Here is an 18,020-nt window from a genome sequence, read left to right on the forward strand (position 1 = left end):
GTTTTTTCTTTCTTGAGCAGTCAGAAACGTCTAAGGTTCGAAATATTTCTCAGGAAATATTGTCGGATGAAGATGAATGCATACGACTCTAAAATGGCTTCTTTATGTAATCCGCCAGGCGTTTGGCGTTGTCACGGATAGCCGCAGCATCGGCGCTGCTAACCCCGTACATCGCGAAAGCCGGCAAATAGGTCATTCCCGTAAAATTAGCCATTGCCTGAAACGGCCTTAAGAGCTCGCTCAGTGAAAAATGGTTAGACCCGCCTGCCTGATATGCATCCTCTCCGGCACCTACAGAAACAGCCAGCAGCAATTCTTTGCCGTGCAGCGCCTTTCCTTTGGAGCCGTAAGCCCAGCCATACGCCAGCACATGATCCATCCATGTTTTTAAAAGCGGAGGCGCACTGTACCAGTACAGCGGGAATTGAAATACGATCCGGTCATACTGTTCACACAGCTGCCGTTCCTTTTCCCCATCTATTTTCCCGTCCGGATATTCTTTATAAAGCTCACGGACCGTGATGTCATCATGATTTTTTAATTCTTCTGTCCACGCCTTATTGACCGCTGAGTTGTCCATGTCAGGATGAACCGCTAATACCAATACTTTCACAGCTACCACACCTTTCCCTTTTGACTGTATTTTACCTAATCTTTGCCGGTTCAGCCAAATAAAAAGAAAGCCCCCGAGAAAAATGAGGCTTTCTTTTTTATTTTATTCCGGGCTTCCTTCGGTTGTTTCGATATCCTTCGCAAAATTCGGATTATCTAAATTTGCGTTGAAAAAGTCCGCCGTATTCGGAAGCTTGAGGTTCATATTCATTTTTTGAGAAATGGTCACTTTACAATCTTTAATGACATAGTCAAACACGTGTCCCCCGGAATTGCGTCCTTCATCAATGAAGTGCAGGTGATATCCGGAAACAGCGATGCCGTTTGCGTAACCCGGCGTCCAGAAGCCGGCGATTGTACCCTGAATGTCGTCAAAGTTGAACACAGGCTGTGTTTTCACCGCTTCGATCATCGGAACGTACGGTTTCTCCTGGCGTTCTACCGTTCTTGTCTGCACCTTTTTAAATACGCCGTCTAAACGGATCGCATAAAATAAGTTTTTACTAGGCAGAAGGCTGGCGATTTCCTGCTCGAATTCTTCACGGGTCATTTCGCCGTCGATCGTATGCGTCATGTCCGGCGTGAAAAATGTGAATGAGCAGAATGGTGACAGGTCTCCGCCTTTAACAGGCGTAGCCGTTCCGTCGCCGCGCAGACGGTAAAATTCGCCGTCAAATCCGATTAATTCGCCGTCCAGTTTGTTGAACGTGCCGATTCCGAAATCACCGAACTTCGGAATGTCAGCCATATCAAAATCTCCGTCATATACTCCGTCCAGCAGAGATGTCATTGTGGATACTTGATAGATCTGATCCTCAGGTGAGCCTTTTTCTCCGCGGCTCATCATATGGATGTCGCTTGCGTTTTTCATATTCCCTTCACTCCTTTTAAATTGGGCTGTTTTAGAAAACAGGTCATGGTGCGCAGAGTGCTAGAGAGCTTTTGCTTTCATTTTTTCTTTGAATTGCTTCGGAAGCATGTCGCTTGATAAATGGACATTGTCACTGTAATCGACAGGAATGTCAATGATAACAGGGCCTTCTGTGTTCAAGCCTTTTTGCAGCACGTTTGCCAGCTGTTCCGGTGACTCAACGCGCAAGCCGGTGGCGCCGAAGCTTTCTGCATATTTTACGATATCAATGTTTCCGAAATCTACGCATGATGTACGGTTATATTTTTTCATCTGCTGGAATGCGACCATATCATATGTGCTGTCATTCCATACAAGGTGAACGATCGGCGCTTTTAAGCGGACTGCCGTTTCCAATTCCATTGCAGAGAACAAGAATCCTCCGTCTCCTGAAACGGATACGACTTTTTCACCCGGATTCACCAATGTGGCGGCAATCGCCCAAGGAAGCGCTACGCCCAATGTCTGCATGCCGTTGCTGATCAACAGCTTCAGCGGCTCATAAGCGCGGAAGTAGCGGGACATCCAGATCGCGTGAGAACCGATATCGCAAGTGACGGTTACGTCGTCATCAATTGCATTGCGCAGTTCTTGGACGATTTGCAGAGGATGCACTCTGTCGGATTTATGGTCGCTTGGCGCCTTCTCGCTGTCTGAGAGCATCTGTTTTAATTCGCTCAGCACTTCTTTTTCACGGCTGCCCATATCAAATGTCACAGCGTCGTGTTCAATTTGTTTAACCGTAGCGGGGATATCGCCTAATAATTCTAATTCCGGCTGATAGGCATGATCGATATCGGCCTGAATTTCGTCAAGATGGATAATAGCACGGTCACCGTTTACGTTCCAGAACTTCGGATCGTATTCAATCGGATCATAACCGATCGTTAATACGACATCCGCCTGTTCAAGCAGAAGATCGCCCGGCTGGTTGCGGAACAGTCCGATCCGGCCGAAATATTGGTCTTCCAGCTCTCTGGACAATGTGCCGGCCCCTTGGTACGTTTCTACGAAAGGCAGTTTTGTTTTGGCAAGCAGTTTGCGGATTTGTTTTACCGCTTCCGGTCTTCCGCCTTTCATGCCGACTAACAGAACGGGAAGTTTCGCCGTCTGGATTTTCGCGATAGCCGCGCTGACCGCTTCTTCCGGTGCAGGGCCTTGTTTCGGCGCCGGCACGCTGCGTACGTTTTTCACATTTGTGATTTCATTCACAACATCCTGCGGAAAGCTCACAAAAGCCGCGCCTGCCTGACCTGCTGACGCTGCCCTGAAGGCGTTTGTTACCGCTTCTGGTATATTCCCTGTTTCCTGTACTTCTACACTGTATTTTGTAATCGGCTGAAATAGCGCCGCATTGTCCAATGATTGGTGTGTCCGTTTTAACCGGTCTGCGCGAATTACGTTACCCGCCAGCGCCACTACCGGATCACCTTCTGTATTAGCCGTTAACAAGCCGGTCGCCAAGTTGGATGCCCCCGGGCCTGAAGTAACGAGACAAACGCCTGGTTTTCCAGTCAGTCTTCCGACAGCCGCAGCCATAAATGCAGCGTTCTGTTCGTGACGGCATAAAACCAGTTCAGGTCCTTTATCTTTTAACGCATCAAATACTGCATCAATTTTTGCACCCGGAATGCCAAAAACATGTGTGACACCTTGCTCCACTAAGCAATCAACAACAAGCTCCGCCCCCCGATTTTTTTCAGAGGTTTTTAGTTCATTTGTTGCTTTTGCCAACACCCTCACTCCTTATTATGCATATTAAATATAAAATTTTAAGTAATTTGTGATATTATTCACTATACACTCTTTGGAAATTGACCTCCAATATCAATTCGCCGTATGATTAATATGTTTCACGAATAATTAACAAAGAGAAAGGAATGGATAAGGATGGAGCTTCGCCATCTTCAATACTTTATTGCCGTTGCCGAAGAACTTCATTTCGGCAAAGCTGCGCTTCGGTTAAATATGACACAGCCGCCTCTCAGCCAGCAGATCAAACAGCTTGAGAAGGAAGTCGGCGTGACCTTATTAAAGCGCACGAAACGGGTTGTAGAGCTTTCAGCTGCCGGAGAAAGTTTTTTAAAACACAGCAGAAACGCGATCGAAGAAATAGACAAAGCGATTGAAATGGCGCAGAGAACGGCGCGGGGAGAGCTCGGCCGCCTTGTCGTCGGTTTTGTCGGCTCGGCCACATATGAATTTCTGCCGCCGATCATTCGGGAATTCCGCGAAAAATTCCCCTCCGTCAAGCTTGATCTGCGTGAAATTTCTTCTTTCAGACAGCAGGAAGAACTTCTGAAGGGGAACATTGATATCGGCATCCTTCATCCGCCTTTACAGCATTCCGCGTTACATATGGAAAAGGTGCAGAGCAGTCCGTGCATTCTGGCTTTGCCGAAGCAGCACCCGCTTACCGCTAAACAGACAATCGACATTCAGGATTTAAAAAATGAACCGATTATCACACTGTCGAAAGAAACATGGCCGACTTTATACCTGGAGTTTGTAAACTACTGCGAGCAGGCGGGCTTCAAACCGAAAATCGTTCAGGAAGCGACGGAGTATCAAATGGTGATCGGATTGGTTAGTGCCGGTATCGGTGTAACCTTCGTGCCTTCTTCTGCTAAAAAGCTGTTTAATCTCGAAGTCGCCTACCGCGGCATTAATCAGGCGCAGCTCACTGCCGAATGGGTCATTGCCTACCGCAAGGATAATCAAAATCCGATCCTGAAACATTTTCTGGATATTATGAATAAACGCCAGGCTTTATTGCAGGCGGATAAGGAAAATGCATAAAAAAGAGGGCCGCCGAAAGCAGCCTCTTTTTTTGTGCTTTTATGGATTTTTACTAAATTGGTAGAAACGCTCAGTACACCTTACGACCTGTACCCGTATACATACAGTACAACTGATCAGGAGGGATAAAAATAACGGGGCGGCAATGACCCATCTAAAAGGAGGCAGAACACATTACACATATTACCGTCATTTTGACCCTGATTTCTTTCTTTGTGACCATTATTTTTATATTTTGGAGACCCGGGGGATTAAATGAAGCCGTTCCGGCGTCGCTGGGCGCCATTCTCGTTTTGTTATGCGGAACCGTTTCCTTTCATGATTTGGGGGATATAGGGTCAAAAGTCACCGGAGCATCAATAACCATTATCTCCACAATGATTATGGCGATCGCGCTGGAAAGCTTCGGTTTTTTTAACTGGGCGGCGGCCAAACTGCTTCACCGCGCCAAGGGATCGGGCATCCGGCTTTTTTGGCTGACCAACCTGCTCTGTTTTTCAATGACGCTCTTTCTGAATAATGACGGCAGCGTCTTAATCACCACTCCTATTTTACTATTGGTCTTACAATATCTCGGACTTAAAAGACATCAGAAAACACCGTATTTAATAAGCGGCGTATTAATTGCGACGGCGGCAAGCACCCCGATCGGCGTCAGTAATATCGTCAATTTAATTTCTCTCAAAATGATAGGCATGGACCTTTATTTGTACACCAATATGATGTTTATCCCCGGCACGCTGGGACTGGTGTTTATGGCCTTTCTGCTGTTTGCCGTTTTTTACCGCCGTTTGCCGAAACAGCTCCCCGATATTCCGGTTCATTTTGATTCGCTGGAACACAAACGATATCATCCGCTTCAGCCTCCGCCGGACTTGAGCCAAAACAGCCGTACGAACATCATGTTTTGTGTTTTGGTATTTGTATTGTTCGTCCGGATCAGTCTGTTTGCAGCTTCTTACAACGGCATATCCGTTTCGCTCGTGGCTGTCATCAGTTCAGTCATCCTGCTTTGCTGGAGATGGTTTTATTTAAAAATCGGACCGGCAGACTTATTAAGAAAAGCGCCTTGGCATATCTTTATTTTTGCCTTCACGATGTACATTATCATCTACGGACTGCATAATATCGGACTGACGGCGCTGCTTGTTCAGTCTATTGAGCCTTATGTCTCACAAAGCATTGCCCACGCCGCAACTATTATGGGCATTGCTACATCCGTCCTCTCTAATTTGTTCAATAACCATCCCGCCTTAATGATCAGCACTTTGACATTAACTGAAATGTCCATCGACCCATTAACCGTAAAAATCATTTATCTGGCTAATATTATCGGCAGTGATATCGGATCATTGCTTCTGCCGATCGGGACATTAGCCACGCTGATCTGGATGCATATCATCAGACAGCACGGCGAAAAAGTTTCTTGGTCAGAATATATCAAAACGACCATTGTCGTTGTCCCTCTCACCGTCGTGTTTACCATTACCGTTTTATATGTTTGGATCAGTTGGATTTACCTTTAGCTCCGATGAAAAAAAACTGCCTGCTGTATAAGAGAGGCAGTTTTATCATTTATGGCAGGTGCATGGTTTTTAAATGATTCAATTTCCAAAAAACAGTATCGCCGTCTGCATTGGTCAATTCAAGAATATTATCTGAGACATCCTGTAACAGCCCCACTTTATTCGGTATATCTCCTAAATCCAGAATAATCAGCTTCCCGATATATCTTTTTAATTGCTCCTCAAAATTCCGGACAAGGGGCACATTAGCGGGAACAACCGGCAGCTCTGAACTGTTTAATGTATACGGCGTCTGCTCATCGGAATAGGGTGTCAGCCATTTCAAATGATGCATCGAGATGAAAAGAGTCTTATAAACCGGAGAGAAGAAAACAAAATAATCATTTAAAACACTTGTCACATACCCATGGATGGAACGGTCTCCCGTAACAAATATTTCTGTAAATCTGCCTTTTATATGCTGGAGGGTATTCCGGTAAGAAAATGAATGTTCCTGTTTTTCGGGATGCGGACTTTTTTTTCTTGCGTACGGCTCTTTATTCTCTTCGTCCGGGAGCGTCAATGTCATCCTCTGAAGATGCAGCAGCGGAATATAAAGAAACGTCCGGCCGTCATGAATCACAATGATATCCTGACCGATATCCAAAAGAGTTCCTGAAAATGTCGTATTCCCCGATATCTCAATATCGACTTGTTTATCCAGAAATCTGCTTAATCCAGCCATTTCATTCCCCCCTCTCCCGCGTTTACGGACAATCTTTCCAATCATTTACGGCCGTGTTTCCACCGATAATCTATTGTCCTTAATACAGTGGCGTAGCTATAAGAGTTCTCTTCCTCCCGTTTTGAGGATCGAACGGATCTTGATGATCTTTTCGACTTTTTAGAGGAAGTACGCTGCTCTTCGCGTGATTCTTCTTCATGTGACTTTTCTTCTTCGGCGCTCTCTTTCTCACCTTTATTCTCGTCGTCTTTATTCTCCTCTTTTTTAGCTGCTCCTTTTGCCCCTTCGCTGATGCTCTTGATATGAAAAGGATAGATCCGCAGCACTTCTTTATCTTTCACAAGAGTGTAGTGGCCGTCGGAATTATCCACAAGTATACCTTCAACGGCTTCAGGACCTCCGCGGTTGATGGATACCCATTTGTGGATCAGGCGTTTAAATATGCCGTGAAAATCATCAGCCATTTCAAATTCCGGGCGCTCCTCCTCTTGGCCGTCCTCTTCTTGTTCCGCGCTGATGCTTTTGACATGGTCGGCGTTAAAATATACGATTCCGTCATCTTCCGTTTCCAACACGAGAAAATCCTCCCCTGTTTCGTGAAGCTTTCCTCTTTTCGATTCGGGACCTCCCTGATTCAATTGCACCGTGCGATTGGTCATCCGGCTGATCAGGTCTTGAAAATCATCAGCTTTTTCACATTCTGCCGCTTCGGCCGGCGATACGGTTTCACTCGTATTTTCCGTCACACTTTTCACGTGTTTCCATTGATAATAAACGATTTTATTATCAACCTGAAGAGCGATATAATCCGATTGAATGTCTGCTAATCTCCCTGTCTTGGACTCCGGGCCTCCCCGGTAGACAGTAATTACTTTTCCTTCCATTGCATGCAAAAAGTTGTCATCAGACCGATGCCGCTTCGTATTGCGTTTCATCTATTGTCCTCCTAGTCATTTTTCTCATAATGTAAAAAGCATAATGCATATATACGTATCACGATTATTTTCGGGAACTGATTCACCAGCCTATTTGTAAAAAATCTTTCTTCATTTCCAAATCAGATATTCCACCGCTCTAACTCACTGCTGATGAAGGCGGACCGCTCCTTAATGTATTCGCAAATCACATCAGGCTCCCGGTCAAAGCAATCAATCTCCTCTTTCTTATAAGGATCCTTTGCGACATGCGGCCTGATCTGCTCATACAGTGACATGACCTTCGGCTTCATATGTTCAATGGTAAACCGGGTCTGAAGCGTTTCTTCCAAAAGCTGTTTGTACGCTTTGCGGAAATACGGTTCATCCAGAAGCCTTGCAGTCAAGGTATTAAACCCTTGTATTCTGACATAATCGGCGTCCATCCGATCACCGTGAATGTCTCTTCCCCACGTCGCATCGTAATCCCACGGAATGACTTCAAAAAGTCCCGTTTCATGATTCCGGTACAAAGCGTAATTATGAACAAACCCATCGTAGTTTGAGGTAAACACGATGCCCGCAAGCCACCGCAAATACTTATCGGCGTCCAAGTGTTTGACGATCTCCCCCTTGAACTCTGACTTCGGCACGGTATTAATTTTATAGATCATGTCCTGCAAGTATAAATCGTCTTCTTTCGTTCCCGTTTTCTTTTCATAACCAAGTTCGAGCGATGTTTTCGTATCCCGCTCCAGATCACTGACAAGGGAGAAATTGGCGTCGTCATCAACCGCGTAAAAAACAGCCCCTTCCGCCAAATTCCGTTTCGCCAGAAAATATTCATCCACTGACTCCAGCTCAAGATACACCCCCTCATGCCTGCCATTGATTTGCAGGGTTACGAAATTCGCCTTTGGTGACAGCGTCCCAAGCTCCGCGAAGAAATCGAGAGACAGCTTATTCCGCATCATCGACGGATCTTTGTATTCAGCGTTTAAATGTATCTCTTTCGCCCTGCGAAATGTTTTCGGCGAATAAAAAGCGATGTGATACGATTTTTTCTTGAAATCTCTTATATGAGAGCCGCGGTACGCCAGATCAATGTCAAGCCGTTTTTGATTCACTCTCAGCACCGCGGGCACCGGATCATCATCCCAAATGTCTTTTTTCAGCTCCATTAAGTCTTTCGGGTGAATAAACAGCTGGTACAGAGGCAATGTTGATTGGTCTTTCATCAGTAACCCTCCCTGTATTAATTTAGGCTGTGCTTTTTATATAAAACTCAGCGAATCACACATACACTTTTTTCATTCATGCGTACTATGTGGTAGTAAGGATCGCATCCTTAAAACATATATCATGAGGAGGTTTCAAAATGGGCCACTATTCCCATTCTGATATCGAAGAAGCAGTAAAGTCCGCAAGCACCGAGGGATTGGAAGATTATTTGTACCAAGAACCAAAAAGCAGTAAGAAGAGAAAATCTCGCAGTCATAAAAAATCGTGCCGCTCTCACAAAAAATCTCGCAGCCATAAAAAATCGTGCCGCTCTCACAAAAAATCTCGCAGCCATAAAAAATCCCGTTCTCACAAAAAATCTCGCAGCCATAAAAAATCCCGTTCTCACAAAAAATCTCGCAGCCATAAAAAATCCCGTTCTCACAAAAAATCTCGCAGCCATAAAAAGTCCCGTTCTCACAAAAAATCTCGCAGCCATAAAAAATCCCGTTCTCACAAAAAATCTCGCAGCCGTAAAAAATCGTGCCGCTCTCACAAAAAATCTCGCAGCCACAAAAAATCATGCCGCCGCAAGAAAAAACGCACGCAGAAAAAACCTTATCGTCCTCATAAAAAAGACCCTTGCAAAAAAGACGATTACTGCAGCAAAACAGAGTACTGGAAAGACGGGAACATCTGGGTTGTAAAGAAAAACTACAAGTAACGCCATTTGTAAATAGGCTGCCGGCTAAACGGAAGCCTTTTTCCTCAATCAGATATATGCCACGTGATAAGATATGCAGCCGGTTTTCTTTTGTTGTGTTTCCGAATTTTCTTTCTGTATAATCAGGTCATACGATAAAGAAAGGCGGCCGAAATCATGCATATCTTACGAGCAGACGAACTGAACGCAAAAGACACTTACAAATTGCTTTCGGGCACAGTCGTTCCCCGGCCGATCGCATTTGTCACGACGCGGTCATCCATCAACGGCGCCGTAAACGCGGCGCCCTTCAGTTTCTATAACGTTGTCTCCGCAGAACCGCCGCTTCTGGCCATCTCTGTCAGCCGCGCGGACGGACGGCAGAAAGACACCGCGAGAAACGCAATCGCTCATCGGGAATTCGTGGTGCACGTCAGTGATGAGTCCATTATTGAAGATATTAACAAAACGGCGGCAAGGCTTGATCCTGATGTCAGTGAACTTGGCATGACAGACCTTTCTGTGACAGACAGCGCCTGCATCAGCGTTCCCGGTATAAAAGAAGCAAAAGTCAGGTTTGAATGTATACTCGAACGCCATCTTCCGTTTCAAAATGACAGCGGAGAAACGACGACAGACCTCATCATCGGCAGAGTCGTTTGTTTTCATTTGAATGACCAAGTATATGACGCCGATAAAGGCTACATACGGACAGATGAGCTGAAGCCTGCGGCAAGGCTCGCGGGGAATGAATACGCCAGACTCGGGAAGACATATACGCTCGTCCGCCCGACCTGAAGCAGGAACCATTATAATAGAAGAAACTAGTCAAAAAGACCCCTTTCAAAAGGGGTCTTTTTGAGTCTTTTACCATTAAAATCCGCCTAATGTCTTATAGAATGCTGAAACTTGCAAGGCCCTCACCCGTATGAAACAAGTGACACATTTTTAGGAGGCAGACGATGGATTTCATTCAGTTACTGATTTTTTCACCCGTATTTATTTTGCTCAGCCTTATGTTTCAAGTATTTACCGTCAAAGTTCTCCATTTTCCAAATCCTGCTAAAAAGCAGAAGCCGATAAACAGCACATATCGATTAATCGAAATCACACTGCTTATTACGGGCATCGCAGCGGTGACTTTTTTCAATGAAATGTACGTATTTGCCGGAGCTGTTTCCATGCTATTTTGCTGCAGCGGCTTAATGGAATGGCGGCACCGGCGGGAGGAAAAGCAATATGTGTACGATTCGTTTTACGCGGGTCTTTCTGCCGCTCTTGGCGTGCTTATTTTTTTCATCAGCTAGCGTATCATGCTCTATACTCCTGCGGCCGCTCCGTCGCCGCGCGGGTCGGCCCCGCCTTGGAGAAAGCCTTCTTCATCAATGACGATCGCTGCCGCATGGCCCATAAGCCCGTCAAAATCACCAACGGTCTCGACGCGGTGGCCGCTCTGCCTTAGGGCTTCTCTCGTTTCAGGGCTGATTCTGCTTTCAACCCTCAGCCCTTCATACTCCTCTCCCCATGTCCGTCCCCAGACCCAGCGAGGCTCATTGATCGCCTGCTGCGGGTCCATTTTGTAATCAATGATGCGCGTAATCATCGCTGTCTGAGTTTGCGGCTGGCCTTCTCCTCCCTGGGTTCCGTACAGGATGTGCGGCTTTCCTTCTTTACAGGCCATCGCCGGCATGAGGGTGTGGAACGTCCGCTTGCCGGGTTCGAGCGTATTGACATGGAATTCATCCAGCGAAAAAAATGACCCGCGGTTTTGCAGTAAAATACCCGTCTCCCCCGCCGTAACGGCAGATCCGAACTCGAAATAGAGGCTCTGTATAAAGGAAACGGCATTTCCTTCCGCATCTCTGACGGCGGCATAAGCAGTGTCGCTTCCGACCGGACGGCTTACCGCCGGCGCAGCCGTGTAACCGATTTCTTCCGCCAGCTGCTTTGCATACCGTTTATCAAGCAGCCGGTCCAGCGGAATATGAGAAAATGCCGGATCAGTCAGCACTTCATTCCGGTGCTGAAAACTCTTCTTCAGCGCCTCGATCAGCAGATGATAATATTCAAAGGAGCCGTGTTCAATCTGAGAAAAATCATAGTTTTCCAATATATTGAGCGTCATTAAGCCTGTAAAGCCCTGTGAATTCGGCGGAGCCTGATAGATGCGGTACCCGCGGTAATCAGAGGATACCGGGTTCGTCCACTCGCCGCTGTGGGCTTTAAAGTCATCAAGTGTCAGACGGCTGCCGTTGTTTTGCAGAAAGGATGTGATGCTTTGAGCGAGATCTCCTTCATAAAAAGCGCCTCTGCCTTTCTCGGCAAGCTGTTCCAAGCTGGCCGCCAGATCCTTCTGGACAAACCGTTCACCGGGCATGGGCGCTTTTTTGTTTCTCGTAAAAATGGCCGAGGTGTAAGGCGTCGAGGCTAAAAGAGCGAGATTGCGTTCTGTGTGGGCGCACTGGTCGGCGGACACCGGAAATCCGTTTGCCGCATAATCAAGAGCAGGCTTCAGCACCTCAGCGAGCGAAAGACGCCCGTACGCCGAAAGCACGGCATCCCAGCTGTCCGCCATTCCCGGAACGGTAATGGCGCTTTCTGTCCCGCGCAGAGGGATCGCTTCTCTGCCCCGATACAAGTCTCTCGTCACATGCTTCCCTGAACGGCCGCTCCCGTTATAAGCTTTGATTCGGCCCGTTTCTTTATGGTAAGTGAGCCAAAATGAATCCCCGCCAAGACCCGTCATGTGCGGATACACGACTGCCAGGCAGGCGCTGACCGCCACTGCCGCGTCAAACGCGTTTCCGCCCTTTTCCAGAATGCCGGCCCCCGCCTGAGAAGCAAGATAATGCGGACTGACGACCATTTGTTTCGTTCCGATGGTTGAAGTATTCATGGCAAGCCCCTTTACAAATTTTCTCAAGTATAAAAAGCGGCATCGCCGGCATCCACTTTCCTGAAAGAAAAGCTCACACACTATTTACTTTCCGATAAGAAATAATCCTCAATCATTACGTAACGAAAACATTAAAAAAATTTCTCCTTCATACCGTAACATTTCATGATACAATAATATCCACCAAATGAAGGAAGGTGAAGCCGGTTGGAACATGAGTACAGTATTCCGAATCTTGTCCTTGATGAAACGGATAAACAGATTCTCTCGATTTTGCACGAGGAAGGGAGGGTTTCCTATACAGACTTAGGAAAGCGGGTTAACCTGTCGCGAGTGGCGGTTCAGCACCGCATTCAGCATTTACTGGATGCCGGTGTGATTGAAAAATTCACCGCTGTCATCAACCCGGTGAAAATCGGCCGTCATGTGTCCGTGTTTTTTAATGTAGAGGTGGAGCCGCAGTATTTGGAGGAAACCGCATTAAAGCTTGAAAAGGAGCCGGCCGTGACAAGCCTTTATCATATGACCGGACCGAGCAAGCTGCATATGCACGGCATTTTCGCAGATGATCAGGAAATGGAAGAGTTTTTGACAAAACGGCTCTATACGCAAAAAGGCGTCGTCAGCGTCGACTGCCAAATGCTGATTAAACGGTATAAAAGCAGAACGGGCATGAAGCTGTAAGGAGGACATAGCCATGAAACATCCCTATTGGGACATTACGGCGGCGATGGTCCGAACGGGCATTCTCGGATTCGGAGGCGGCCCGTCGGTGATCCCGCTCATCCGCCATGAAGCCGTCAATAAATACAAATGGATAGATGATGATGCATTCGGAGAAATATTAGCGATCGCTAATGCGCTTCCCGGACCGATTGCCACAAAAATGGCGGCGTATCTGGGCTTCAAGCTGAAAGGCACGTTAGGCGCAATCGCGGCAACCCTCGCACATATTCTGCCTACATGTCTCGCTATGGCGGGCTTGTTTGCGGCTGTCAATGTCTTAAGCCGCTCAGCAATCGTTGCCGGCATGATTGGCGCCGTAACACCGGTGATCGCCGTCATGCTCGGCATCATGGCGTACGAGTTTGGCCAAAAAGCGCTTAAAGGTTTCGGCTGGGTCACGGGCATCCTGTTTTTTATCATCGCTTTTATCGGCCTGCAAACGTTACAGATCAATCCCGGCTTTGTCATTATCATTTTCTTGGCGTACGGCGCGTTTCATTTTAAATTAAAGGACAAAATCACAAATAAACGTTCAAAAGATAAAGGAATGTCTGCCTCATGATCTTGATTTATGTATTTATGGCGTTTTTTGTCGCAAACGTACTCGGATATGGAGGCGGACCGGCGTCGATCCCGCTGATGTTTGAAGAAGTCGTCAACAGATACAGCTGGCTCTCAAACGATCAATTCTCAAATATGCTCGCACTTGCGAACGCATTGCCGGGCCCGATCGCAACCAAGATCGCGGCGTATGTCGGCTACAGCGCAGGCGGATGGCCCGGGTTCCTGATTGCGCTGATCGCCACCGTCGTACCGTCGGCGCTCGCATTGATCGTCCTCTTGCGCATCATTCAGCGCTTCCGCCAATCCCCCGTCATCAAAGGTATGACGCTGTCCGTCCAGCCTGTCATCGCCGTCATGATGCTCATTCTTACCTGGCAAATCGGCGCAGACGGCATCAAAGCGATCGGCTGGGTTCAAGCGATAGTGATTGCGGGGATCTCCCTCCTTGCCTTGACAAAATTCAAACTGCATCCGGCCTTCCTGATTATCGCGGCATTTTTGTATGGAGGGCTTGTGATTCCTCATTTATAAAGAAAAGCACCTGGACAGGTGCTTTTTTATTTTGGCCCCGCAATGCCGTTTGATATGACAACTGTTTCTTCGCCTGCATCACTCTTGATGATTTGCTTGACTTGCAGCGTTGCGCCTGCCATTCTCACAGATTGCTGAACCTGAGGCGAATTGGTTTCAGCCTGTACCCAAACAGAAGTCGGCGCTTTCCAAGCTAGAAAGAGTGCAAGAATCAATATACCAGAGATAACCAGCAGCAGCTTCATATCGCATCACTTCTTTTCAATAAACGGCTCGCAGCGGACAGAGCCTGATGATCATGAAGAATATCACCGGGACGATTGCCTTCTCCCAGCACATAGCCTTTAAAGGACATCTCCATAAAATGAAAAATATGTTCAAATTGCTGAATCAGCGGCAGCCCTTTTAGTTTAGGATTGTCCCCTCCCACTGCTGTTACATATGCCTGCTTCGCTGACATTTGCTGTTTAAAATCAGGAAACCTCGGATCTCTCAGCGTCTGTGACCAGCGATCAATAAACAGCTTTAATGTCCCTGACATGCCAAACCAATAAATTGGGGTGGCGAATACAAGAATATCGCACGGCAAAATCCGCTCAATAATAGAATCGCAGTCATCTTGAACAGGGCGAAAGCCGCCTTGGGCGTGACGCAGATCTTCAACTGGCCGGATCCGATATTTCTGCAAATGAATGTGCTCCGCATCGAATCCTTGAACAGCCTTCTCCGCAAGAATATCCGTATTTCCGCCAGAACGAGTTCCGCCATTAATAACCGCAATTTTCATGATGCATCTGCTCCTTTGTTTACGAATGATTTTCTTCATCATATAATGGATTCATCAATCAATACAGATGATTATTTCGATTGTTTCAATCGATAAAACCGATTTAGAAAGGGCGAGATCAAATGGAATTGAAGCAGCTGATCACCTTTATTACCGCAGCAGAACACGTAAACTTCACCCTAACGGCCAAGATGCTTAACTATGCACAATCAAGCGTTACCTCTCAGATCAAATCACTGGAAGAAGAAATCGGGACTCCTTTATTTGAACGGCTCGGCAAGCGGCTTTTCCTGACAGAAGCCGGCAAAACGTTCAAATCCTATGCGGAGAAGATCATTGCGTTAACAGAAGAAGCAAAAATGGCCGCAAATCAAGCAAGAGAAACAACCGGAACCTTGAAAATCGGTGCGACGGAAAGCCAGTGCACATACCGCCTTCCGCCTATCATAAAAGAATTCAAACAGGCTTTTCCTCAAGTAAAGCTTATATTCAAACCGTATATTTCCAACGAACAAGCGAAAGAACAGCTCTTGCAGGGCCAGCTTGATATCACTTTCATTTTGGATGTGAACCGAACGGAAGACGCACTGCACGTTGAATCTCTGATTCAGGATGAAATCAAAATGGTAGCCACCAATGACCATCCTTTTCCAGCAGACTCACCAGCAACATTGAAGGATCTTCAAAACGAAACCCTTCTGCTGACAGAGGACGGCTGTTCATATCGCACGCTCTTTGAGAACACTTTACATGACGCCGGAGTCTACCCTAATAAATTAGAATTCGTCAGCATAGAAGCCATCAAACAATGCGTGATGGCTGGACTCGGAATTGGACTATTGCCTGAAATGACAGTAAAAGACGATATTGCCGAAGGACGGATGAAAGAACTCAACTGGCAGAATGAATGCCCCGTTTTTACTCAACTAGCATGGCATAAGGACAAGTGGATGTCTGCACCATTAAAGGCATTTATCGATTTGACGCGAAAAACATTTAAATAAAAACCTGCTGCAAGGACGACAAAGTTTTTAATAAAGCGGACACCAGGCATACAAAAAAAACACTTGGTGGCTTAAAGCCCCAAGTGTTACACGTGATTTTTCCGATAAAACGTTCGCAAAACATGCGTTTCAAGGTCAGCCAGACGGACTCGGAAAATCGTACTCCTCTTCAACCTGAACGAAAGAAAAATCATCCATGAGCTCCTCTTCCCGATCTGTCACATGCTCAAAATATTTGACGGAGAAACCCGTTTGCGCGCACCCGTCGTCAAAATTCAAACCGTATACGTCATCACTGACCGATATGTAAAACTGAAGAATGCCGGTGTCCGGAAAATCAGGTAGTCGGGGCATATCCGCAAAATTGATTTGGGCGAGAAGTTTCATCGGCCTGCCGCTTTCATCTTCAGGGTATGGTTCATGTTTCGGAAAATAGGGGTCTCCGGCGATTTTACTGTCATACCGTCCCGTTTCAGCTTTTTTGACGTGCAGTTTGATAAAGGGCCGTGCTGACGTTTCCAGCAGACCGCGGGATGATTCCATTTGCTTCGGCAATTTCCATGTGTTTTCCACGATTAATGTCCCCTTCGTCTCTAATGATTGTATGATAAAAGGCCGGCGCGGACCGCCGGCCTTTTAAGTGACAGAATCAGTCTGAGGCACGACGGCTCTTCTTCCGATTGAGATATATTCCACGCCCGCCTGTTCCGCTTCCTCAAGCGAGTGGCAGTTTCTCCCGTCGAAAATAACCGGGGTTTCCATCAGCTCTTTGTACGCTTCAAGCGGGAAGTGTTTAATTTGTTCCCAATCTGTCAGAATCAGGACGGCATCCGCTCCCCTGACGGCTTCTTCTATGGACTCCCGATAGGAAACCGCAGCTGGAAGCAGCCCGGAAGCCCGGAATGAAGCGATCGGATCGTACGCTGTCATCCGGGCGTCAAGAGCCGCCAGACGATCCGCAATGACAATGGACGGGGCATCCCGCATATCATCTGTATTCGGCTTAAAAGACAGCCCTAATAACGCGATGGTTTTCCCCGTCACACCGCCCAGCCTGTTCAGCACTTTATCAACCAGCATGGACTGCTGGTTATTGTTGACTTTAATGACGGACTTCAGCAATTCAAAATCATGCTCCACATGTCCCGCGATCTGCACGAGGGCGTTTGTATCCTTCGGAAAACAGGAACCGCCGTAACCGATGCCGGCTCTTAAGAATTGATTGCCGATCCGTTTATCCAATCCCATTCCGTGTGCGACTGATTCCACATCCGCACCGACTTTTTCACATATATGAGAAATTTCATTAATAAAACTGATTTTTGCCGCTAAAAATGCGTTTGACGCATATTTGATCATCTCAGCGCTTCTGATGTCCGTATGATATACCGGAATTGCAAGCGGCGCGAAAACCCGGTCAAGCGTTTCCCGCGTCTGCCGGTCTTCAGCCCCGATCACGATGCGGTCTCCGTGAAAGGTATCGTGAATCGCCGAACCTTCACGGAGAAATTCCGGATTCGAAGCGATTGAAATGTTCACGTCCGCTCTCAGCCGTGAATGAATAACTTCGCTGATTCTGTCATTCGTTCCCACGGGAACCGTGCTTTTTGTCACGACGATCGCATCTTTAGAAATATGTTCGGCAATCCGTTCGGCGACATTTTCAATATAAGTAAGGTTTGCGTGCCCGTCTTCTTTTTGCGGCGTTCCGACCGCTATAAAAATAACGTCCGCTTCCGCAAGCCCTTTTTCGTAGCTCGTTTCAAATGCCAGCCGATGCCGGCCGATATTTCGTTTCATCATATCTTCAAGGCCCGGTTCAAAGATAGGGGACAATCCCTTTCTCATCTGCTCAACCTTACGTTCGTCAATATCTATGCATGTTACGTCATGGCCGATTTCTGAAAGAGACACTCCTGTCACAAGACCGACGTAGCCTGTTCCGATCACTGTTATTTTCATCGTGTTCCCCCAACCGTTTAGAAATTGCTGCTGGGCAGCTTACCGTTATTATCATATGATCCCGGCGCCGGCGGAATGCCGGAAGCCTGAGGCCATGATAGGAAAAAACGGCGCCGGCCGCTGATAATAGCATAAGCATAA

General features: G+C 46.9%; 19 protein-coding genes and 2 pseudogenes. 9 read left to right on the plus strand and 12 right to left on the minus strand.

The annotated features are described in order from the left end of the window. Positions 1 to 88: 88 nt before the first annotated feature. The 3 genes from VP472_RS17595 to alsS all read right to left on the minus strand — a co-directional run bounded on the left by VP472_RS17595 (position 89) and on the right by alsS (position 3,256). A complete protein-coding gene (locus VP472_RS17595; protein WP_003151320.1) occupies positions 89 to 613 on the minus strand; it encodes an NAD(P)H-dependent oxidoreductase in 525 nt (174 codons plus the stop codon). A 102-nt stretch (positions 614 to 715) separates the two neighbouring features. Then, entirely contained in the window at positions 716 to 1,483 is a 768-nt protein-coding gene (budA, locus tag VP472_RS17600; RefSeq protein WP_003151318.1) for an acetolactate decarboxylase, read from the minus strand. A gap of 60 nt (positions 1,484 to 1,543) precedes the next feature. Next, positions 1,544 to 3,256 carry an acetolactate synthase AlsS gene (gene alsS / locus VP472_RS17605; protein ID WP_146275670.1) on the minus strand — a complete coding sequence of 571 codons (1,713 nt, stop codon included), beginning with the start codon at positions 3,254 to 3,256 and terminating at the stop codon, positions 1,544 to 1,546. 156 nt (positions 3,257 to 3,412) lie between these two features. Here alsS and alsR point away from each other — a divergent pair, with 156 nt between their 5' ends. Both alsR and VP472_RS17615 read left to right on the plus strand, forming a co-directional pair. Further along, positions 3,413 to 4,321, plus strand: coding sequence for an acetoin biosynthesis transcriptional regulator AlsR (gene alsR / locus VP472_RS17610; RefSeq protein ID WP_003151316.1), 909 nt, complete (start codon positions 3,413 to 3,415; stop codon positions 4,319 to 4,321). Between the two features lie 194 nt (positions 4,322 to 4,515). After that, entirely contained in the window at positions 4,516 to 5,847 is a 1,332-nt protein-coding gene (locus tag VP472_RS17615; protein WP_070082487.1) for an arsenic transporter, read from the plus strand. Between the two features lie 49 nt (positions 5,848 to 5,896). Here VP472_RS17615 and VP472_RS17620 read toward each other — a convergent pair whose 3' ends face one another. The 3 genes from VP472_RS17620 to VP472_RS17630 all read right to left on the minus strand — a co-directional run bounded on the left by VP472_RS17620 (position 5,897) and on the right by VP472_RS17630 (position 8,723). Next, on the minus strand, positions 5,897 to 6,571 hold the full coding sequence (locus VP472_RS17620) for a hypothetical protein (protein WP_007407530.1): 675 nt from the start codon (positions 6,569 to 6,571) through the stop codon (positions 5,897 to 5,899). A 41-nt stretch (positions 6,572 to 6,612) separates the two neighbouring features. Further along, positions 6,613 to 7,506, minus strand: a complete 894-nt coding sequence (locus VP472_RS17625; RefSeq protein ID WP_146275672.1) for a spore coat protein — start codon at positions 7,504 to 7,506, stop codon at positions 6,613 to 6,615. A 122-nt stretch (positions 7,507 to 7,628) separates the two neighbouring features. Further along, positions 7,629 to 8,723, minus strand: a complete 1,095-nt coding sequence (locus VP472_RS17630; protein WP_015387604.1) for a CotH kinase family protein — start codon at positions 8,721 to 8,723, stop codon at positions 7,629 to 7,631. Between the two features lie 140 nt (positions 8,724 to 8,863). Between VP472_RS17630 and cotG the strand changes: the two genes are divergently transcribed. The 3 genes from cotG to VP472_RS17645 all read left to right on the plus strand — a co-directional run bounded on the left by cotG (position 8,864) and on the right by VP472_RS17645 (position 10,716). Beyond that, positions 8,864 to 9,430 carry a CotG/ExsB N-terminal domain-containing protein gene (gene cotG, locus VP472_RS17635; protein ID WP_096034907.1) on the plus strand — a complete coding sequence of 189 codons (567 nt, stop codon included), beginning with the start codon at positions 8,864 to 8,866 and terminating at the stop codon, positions 9,428 to 9,430. 156 nt (positions 9,431 to 9,586) lie between these two features. After that, on the plus strand, positions 9,587 to 10,207 hold the full coding sequence (locus VP472_RS17640; protein ID WP_014419051.1) for a flavin reductase family protein: 621 nt from the start codon (positions 9,587 to 9,589) through the stop codon (positions 10,205 to 10,207). Between the two features lie 164 nt (positions 10,208 to 10,371). Beyond that, positions 10,372 to 10,716 (plus strand): DUF4181 domain-containing protein, encoded by a 345-nt coding sequence (locus VP472_RS17645; protein WP_146275674.1) that lies wholly within the window; start codon positions 10,372 to 10,374, stop codon positions 10,714 to 10,716. Positions 10,717 to 10,727: 11 nt separating this feature from the next. Here VP472_RS17645 and ggt read toward each other — a convergent pair whose 3' ends face one another. Beyond that, positions 10,728 to 12,305, minus strand: a complete 1,578-nt coding sequence (ggt, locus tag VP472_RS17650; protein WP_070082490.1) for a gamma-glutamyltransferase — start codon at positions 12,303 to 12,305, stop codon at positions 10,728 to 10,730. Between the two features lie 207 nt (positions 12,306 to 12,512). Between ggt and VP472_RS17655 the strand changes: the two genes are divergently transcribed. From VP472_RS17655 to chrA, 3 genes are read left to right on the plus strand one after another with little or no spacing between them, the layout of a single operon-like run. Then, positions 12,513 to 12,989, plus strand: a complete 477-nt coding sequence (locus VP472_RS17655; RefSeq protein WP_146275676.1) for a chromate efflux transcriptional regulator ChrS — start codon at positions 12,513 to 12,515, stop codon at positions 12,987 to 12,989. Between the two features lie 13 nt (positions 12,990 to 13,002). Then, positions 13,003 to 13,593: a chromate efflux transporter subunit ChrB gene (gene chrB / locus VP472_RS17660; RefSeq protein ID WP_146275678.1), complete on the plus strand. Its 591-nt coding sequence runs from the start codon at positions 13,003 to 13,005 to the stop codon at positions 13,591 to 13,593. After that, positions 13,590 to 14,126 (plus strand): chromate resistance efflux protein ChrA, encoded by a 537-nt coding sequence (gene chrA, locus VP472_RS17665; protein WP_077722957.1) that lies wholly within the window; start codon positions 13,590 to 13,592, stop codon positions 14,124 to 14,126. Before chrB ends, chrA begins: the two co-directional genes overlap by 4 nt. A gap of 26 nt (positions 14,127 to 14,152) precedes the next feature. Here the strand turns inward: chrA and VP472_RS17670 are convergent, their stop codons facing one another. Both VP472_RS17670 and VP472_RS17675 read right to left on the minus strand, forming a co-directional pair. Beyond that, positions 14,153 to 14,371 (minus strand): hypothetical protein, encoded by a 219-nt coding sequence (locus VP472_RS17670; protein ID WP_070082491.1) that lies wholly within the window; start codon positions 14,369 to 14,371, stop codon positions 14,153 to 14,155. Further along, positions 14,368 to 14,913 (minus strand): flavodoxin family protein, encoded by a 546-nt coding sequence (locus VP472_RS17675; RefSeq protein WP_146275680.1) that lies wholly within the window; start codon positions 14,911 to 14,913, stop codon positions 14,368 to 14,370. Before VP472_RS17675 ends, VP472_RS17670 begins: the two co-directional genes overlap by 4 nt. Before the next feature lie 122 nt (positions 14,914 to 15,035). Between VP472_RS17675 and VP472_RS17680 the strand changes: the two genes are divergently transcribed. Beyond that, the gene (locus VP472_RS17680; protein WP_146275682.1) at positions 15,036 to 15,917 is read left to right on the plus strand and encodes a LysR family transcriptional regulator; all 882 of its coding nucleotides are present in this window, start codon (positions 15,036 to 15,038) and stop codon (positions 15,915 to 15,917) included. 86 nt (positions 15,918 to 16,003) lie between these two features. Here VP472_RS17680 and VP472_RS17685 read toward each other — a convergent pair. The 3 genes and pseudogenes from VP472_RS17685 to VP472_RS17695 all read right to left on the minus strand — a co-directional run. Continuing rightward, positions 16,004 to 16,066: pseudogene (locus VP472_RS17685) on the minus strand (endonuclease V); the annotation flags it as partial. Continuing rightward, a pseudogene (locus VP472_RS17690) lies at positions 16,059 to 16,490 on the minus strand (DUF1963 domain-containing protein); the annotation flags it as partial. The pseudogenes VP472_RS17685 and VP472_RS17690, both read right to left, overlap by 8 nt. Before the next feature lie 63 nt (positions 16,491 to 16,553). Further along, positions 16,554 to 17,879, minus strand: coding sequence for a UDP-glucose dehydrogenase family protein (locus tag VP472_RS17695; RefSeq protein WP_025649367.1), 1,326 nt, complete (start codon positions 17,877 to 17,879; stop codon positions 16,554 to 16,556). Positions 17,880 to 18,020: the final 141 nt, after the last annotated feature.

It is taken from the genome of Bacillus sp. MT(2024) (assembly GCF_036362845.1).
GTDB classification, from domain to species: Bacteria; Bacillota; Bacilli; order Bacillales; family Bacillaceae; genus Bacillus; species Bacillus velezensis.

What these genes read in the sequence shown, in the direction of transcription:
- VP472_RS17630 (WP_015387604.1), bottom strand. Translation starts at nt 8,723, where the DNA reads ATGAAAGACCAATCAACATTGCCTCTGTACCAGCTGTTTATTCACCCG.
- VP472_RS17620 (WP_007407530.1), bottom strand. Translation starts at nt 6,571, where the DNA reads ATGGCTGGATTAAGCAGATTTCTGGATAAACAAGTCGATATTGAGATA.
- VP472_RS17680 (WP_146275682.1), top strand. Translation starts at nt 15,036, where the DNA reads ATGGAATTGAAGCAGCTGATCACCTTTATTACCGCAGCAGAACACGTA.
- VP472_RS17645 (WP_146275674.1), top strand. Translation starts at nt 10,372, where the DNA reads ATGGATTTCATTCAGTTACTGATTTTTTCACCCGTATTTATTTTGCTC.
- VP472_RS17625 (WP_146275672.1), bottom strand. Translation starts at nt 7,506, where the DNA reads ATGAAACGCAATACGAAGCGGCATCGGTCTGATGACAACTTTTTGCAT.
- VP472_RS17675 (WP_146275680.1), bottom strand. Translation starts at nt 14,913, where the DNA reads ATGAAAATTGCGGTTATTAATGGCGGAACTCGTTCTGGCGGAAATACG.
- VP472_RS17640 (WP_014419051.1), top strand. Translation starts at nt 9,587, where the DNA reads ATGCATATCTTACGAGCAGACGAACTGAACGCAAAAGACACTTACAAA.
- chrB (WP_146275678.1), top strand. Translation starts at nt 13,003, where the DNA reads ATGAAACATCCCTATTGGGACATTACGGCGGCGATGGTCCGAACGGGC.
- budA (WP_003151318.1), bottom strand. Translation starts at nt 1,483, where the DNA reads ATGAAAAACGCAAGCGACATCCATATGATGAGCCGCGGAGAAAAAGGC.
- chrA (WP_077722957.1), top strand. Translation starts at nt 13,590, where the DNA reads ATGATCTTGATTTATGTATTTATGGCGTTTTTTGTCGCAAACGTACTC.
- cotG (WP_096034907.1), top strand. Translation starts at nt 8,864, where the DNA reads ATGGGCCACTATTCCCATTCTGATATCGAAGAAGCAGTAAAGTCCGCA.
- ggt (WP_070082490.1), bottom strand. Translation starts at nt 12,305, where the DNA reads ATGAATACTTCAACCATCGGAACGAAACAAATGGTCGTCAGTCCGCAT.
- alsR (WP_003151316.1), top strand. Translation starts at nt 3,413, where the DNA reads ATGGAGCTTCGCCATCTTCAATACTTTATTGCCGTTGCCGAAGAACTT.
- VP472_RS17670 (WP_070082491.1), bottom strand. Translation starts at nt 14,371, where the DNA reads ATGAAGCTGCTGCTGGTTATCTCTGGTATATTGATTCTTGCACTCTTT.
- VP472_RS17695 (WP_025649367.1), bottom strand. Translation starts at nt 17,879, where the DNA reads ATGAAAATAACAGTGATCGGAACAGGCTACGTCGGTCTTGTGACAGGA.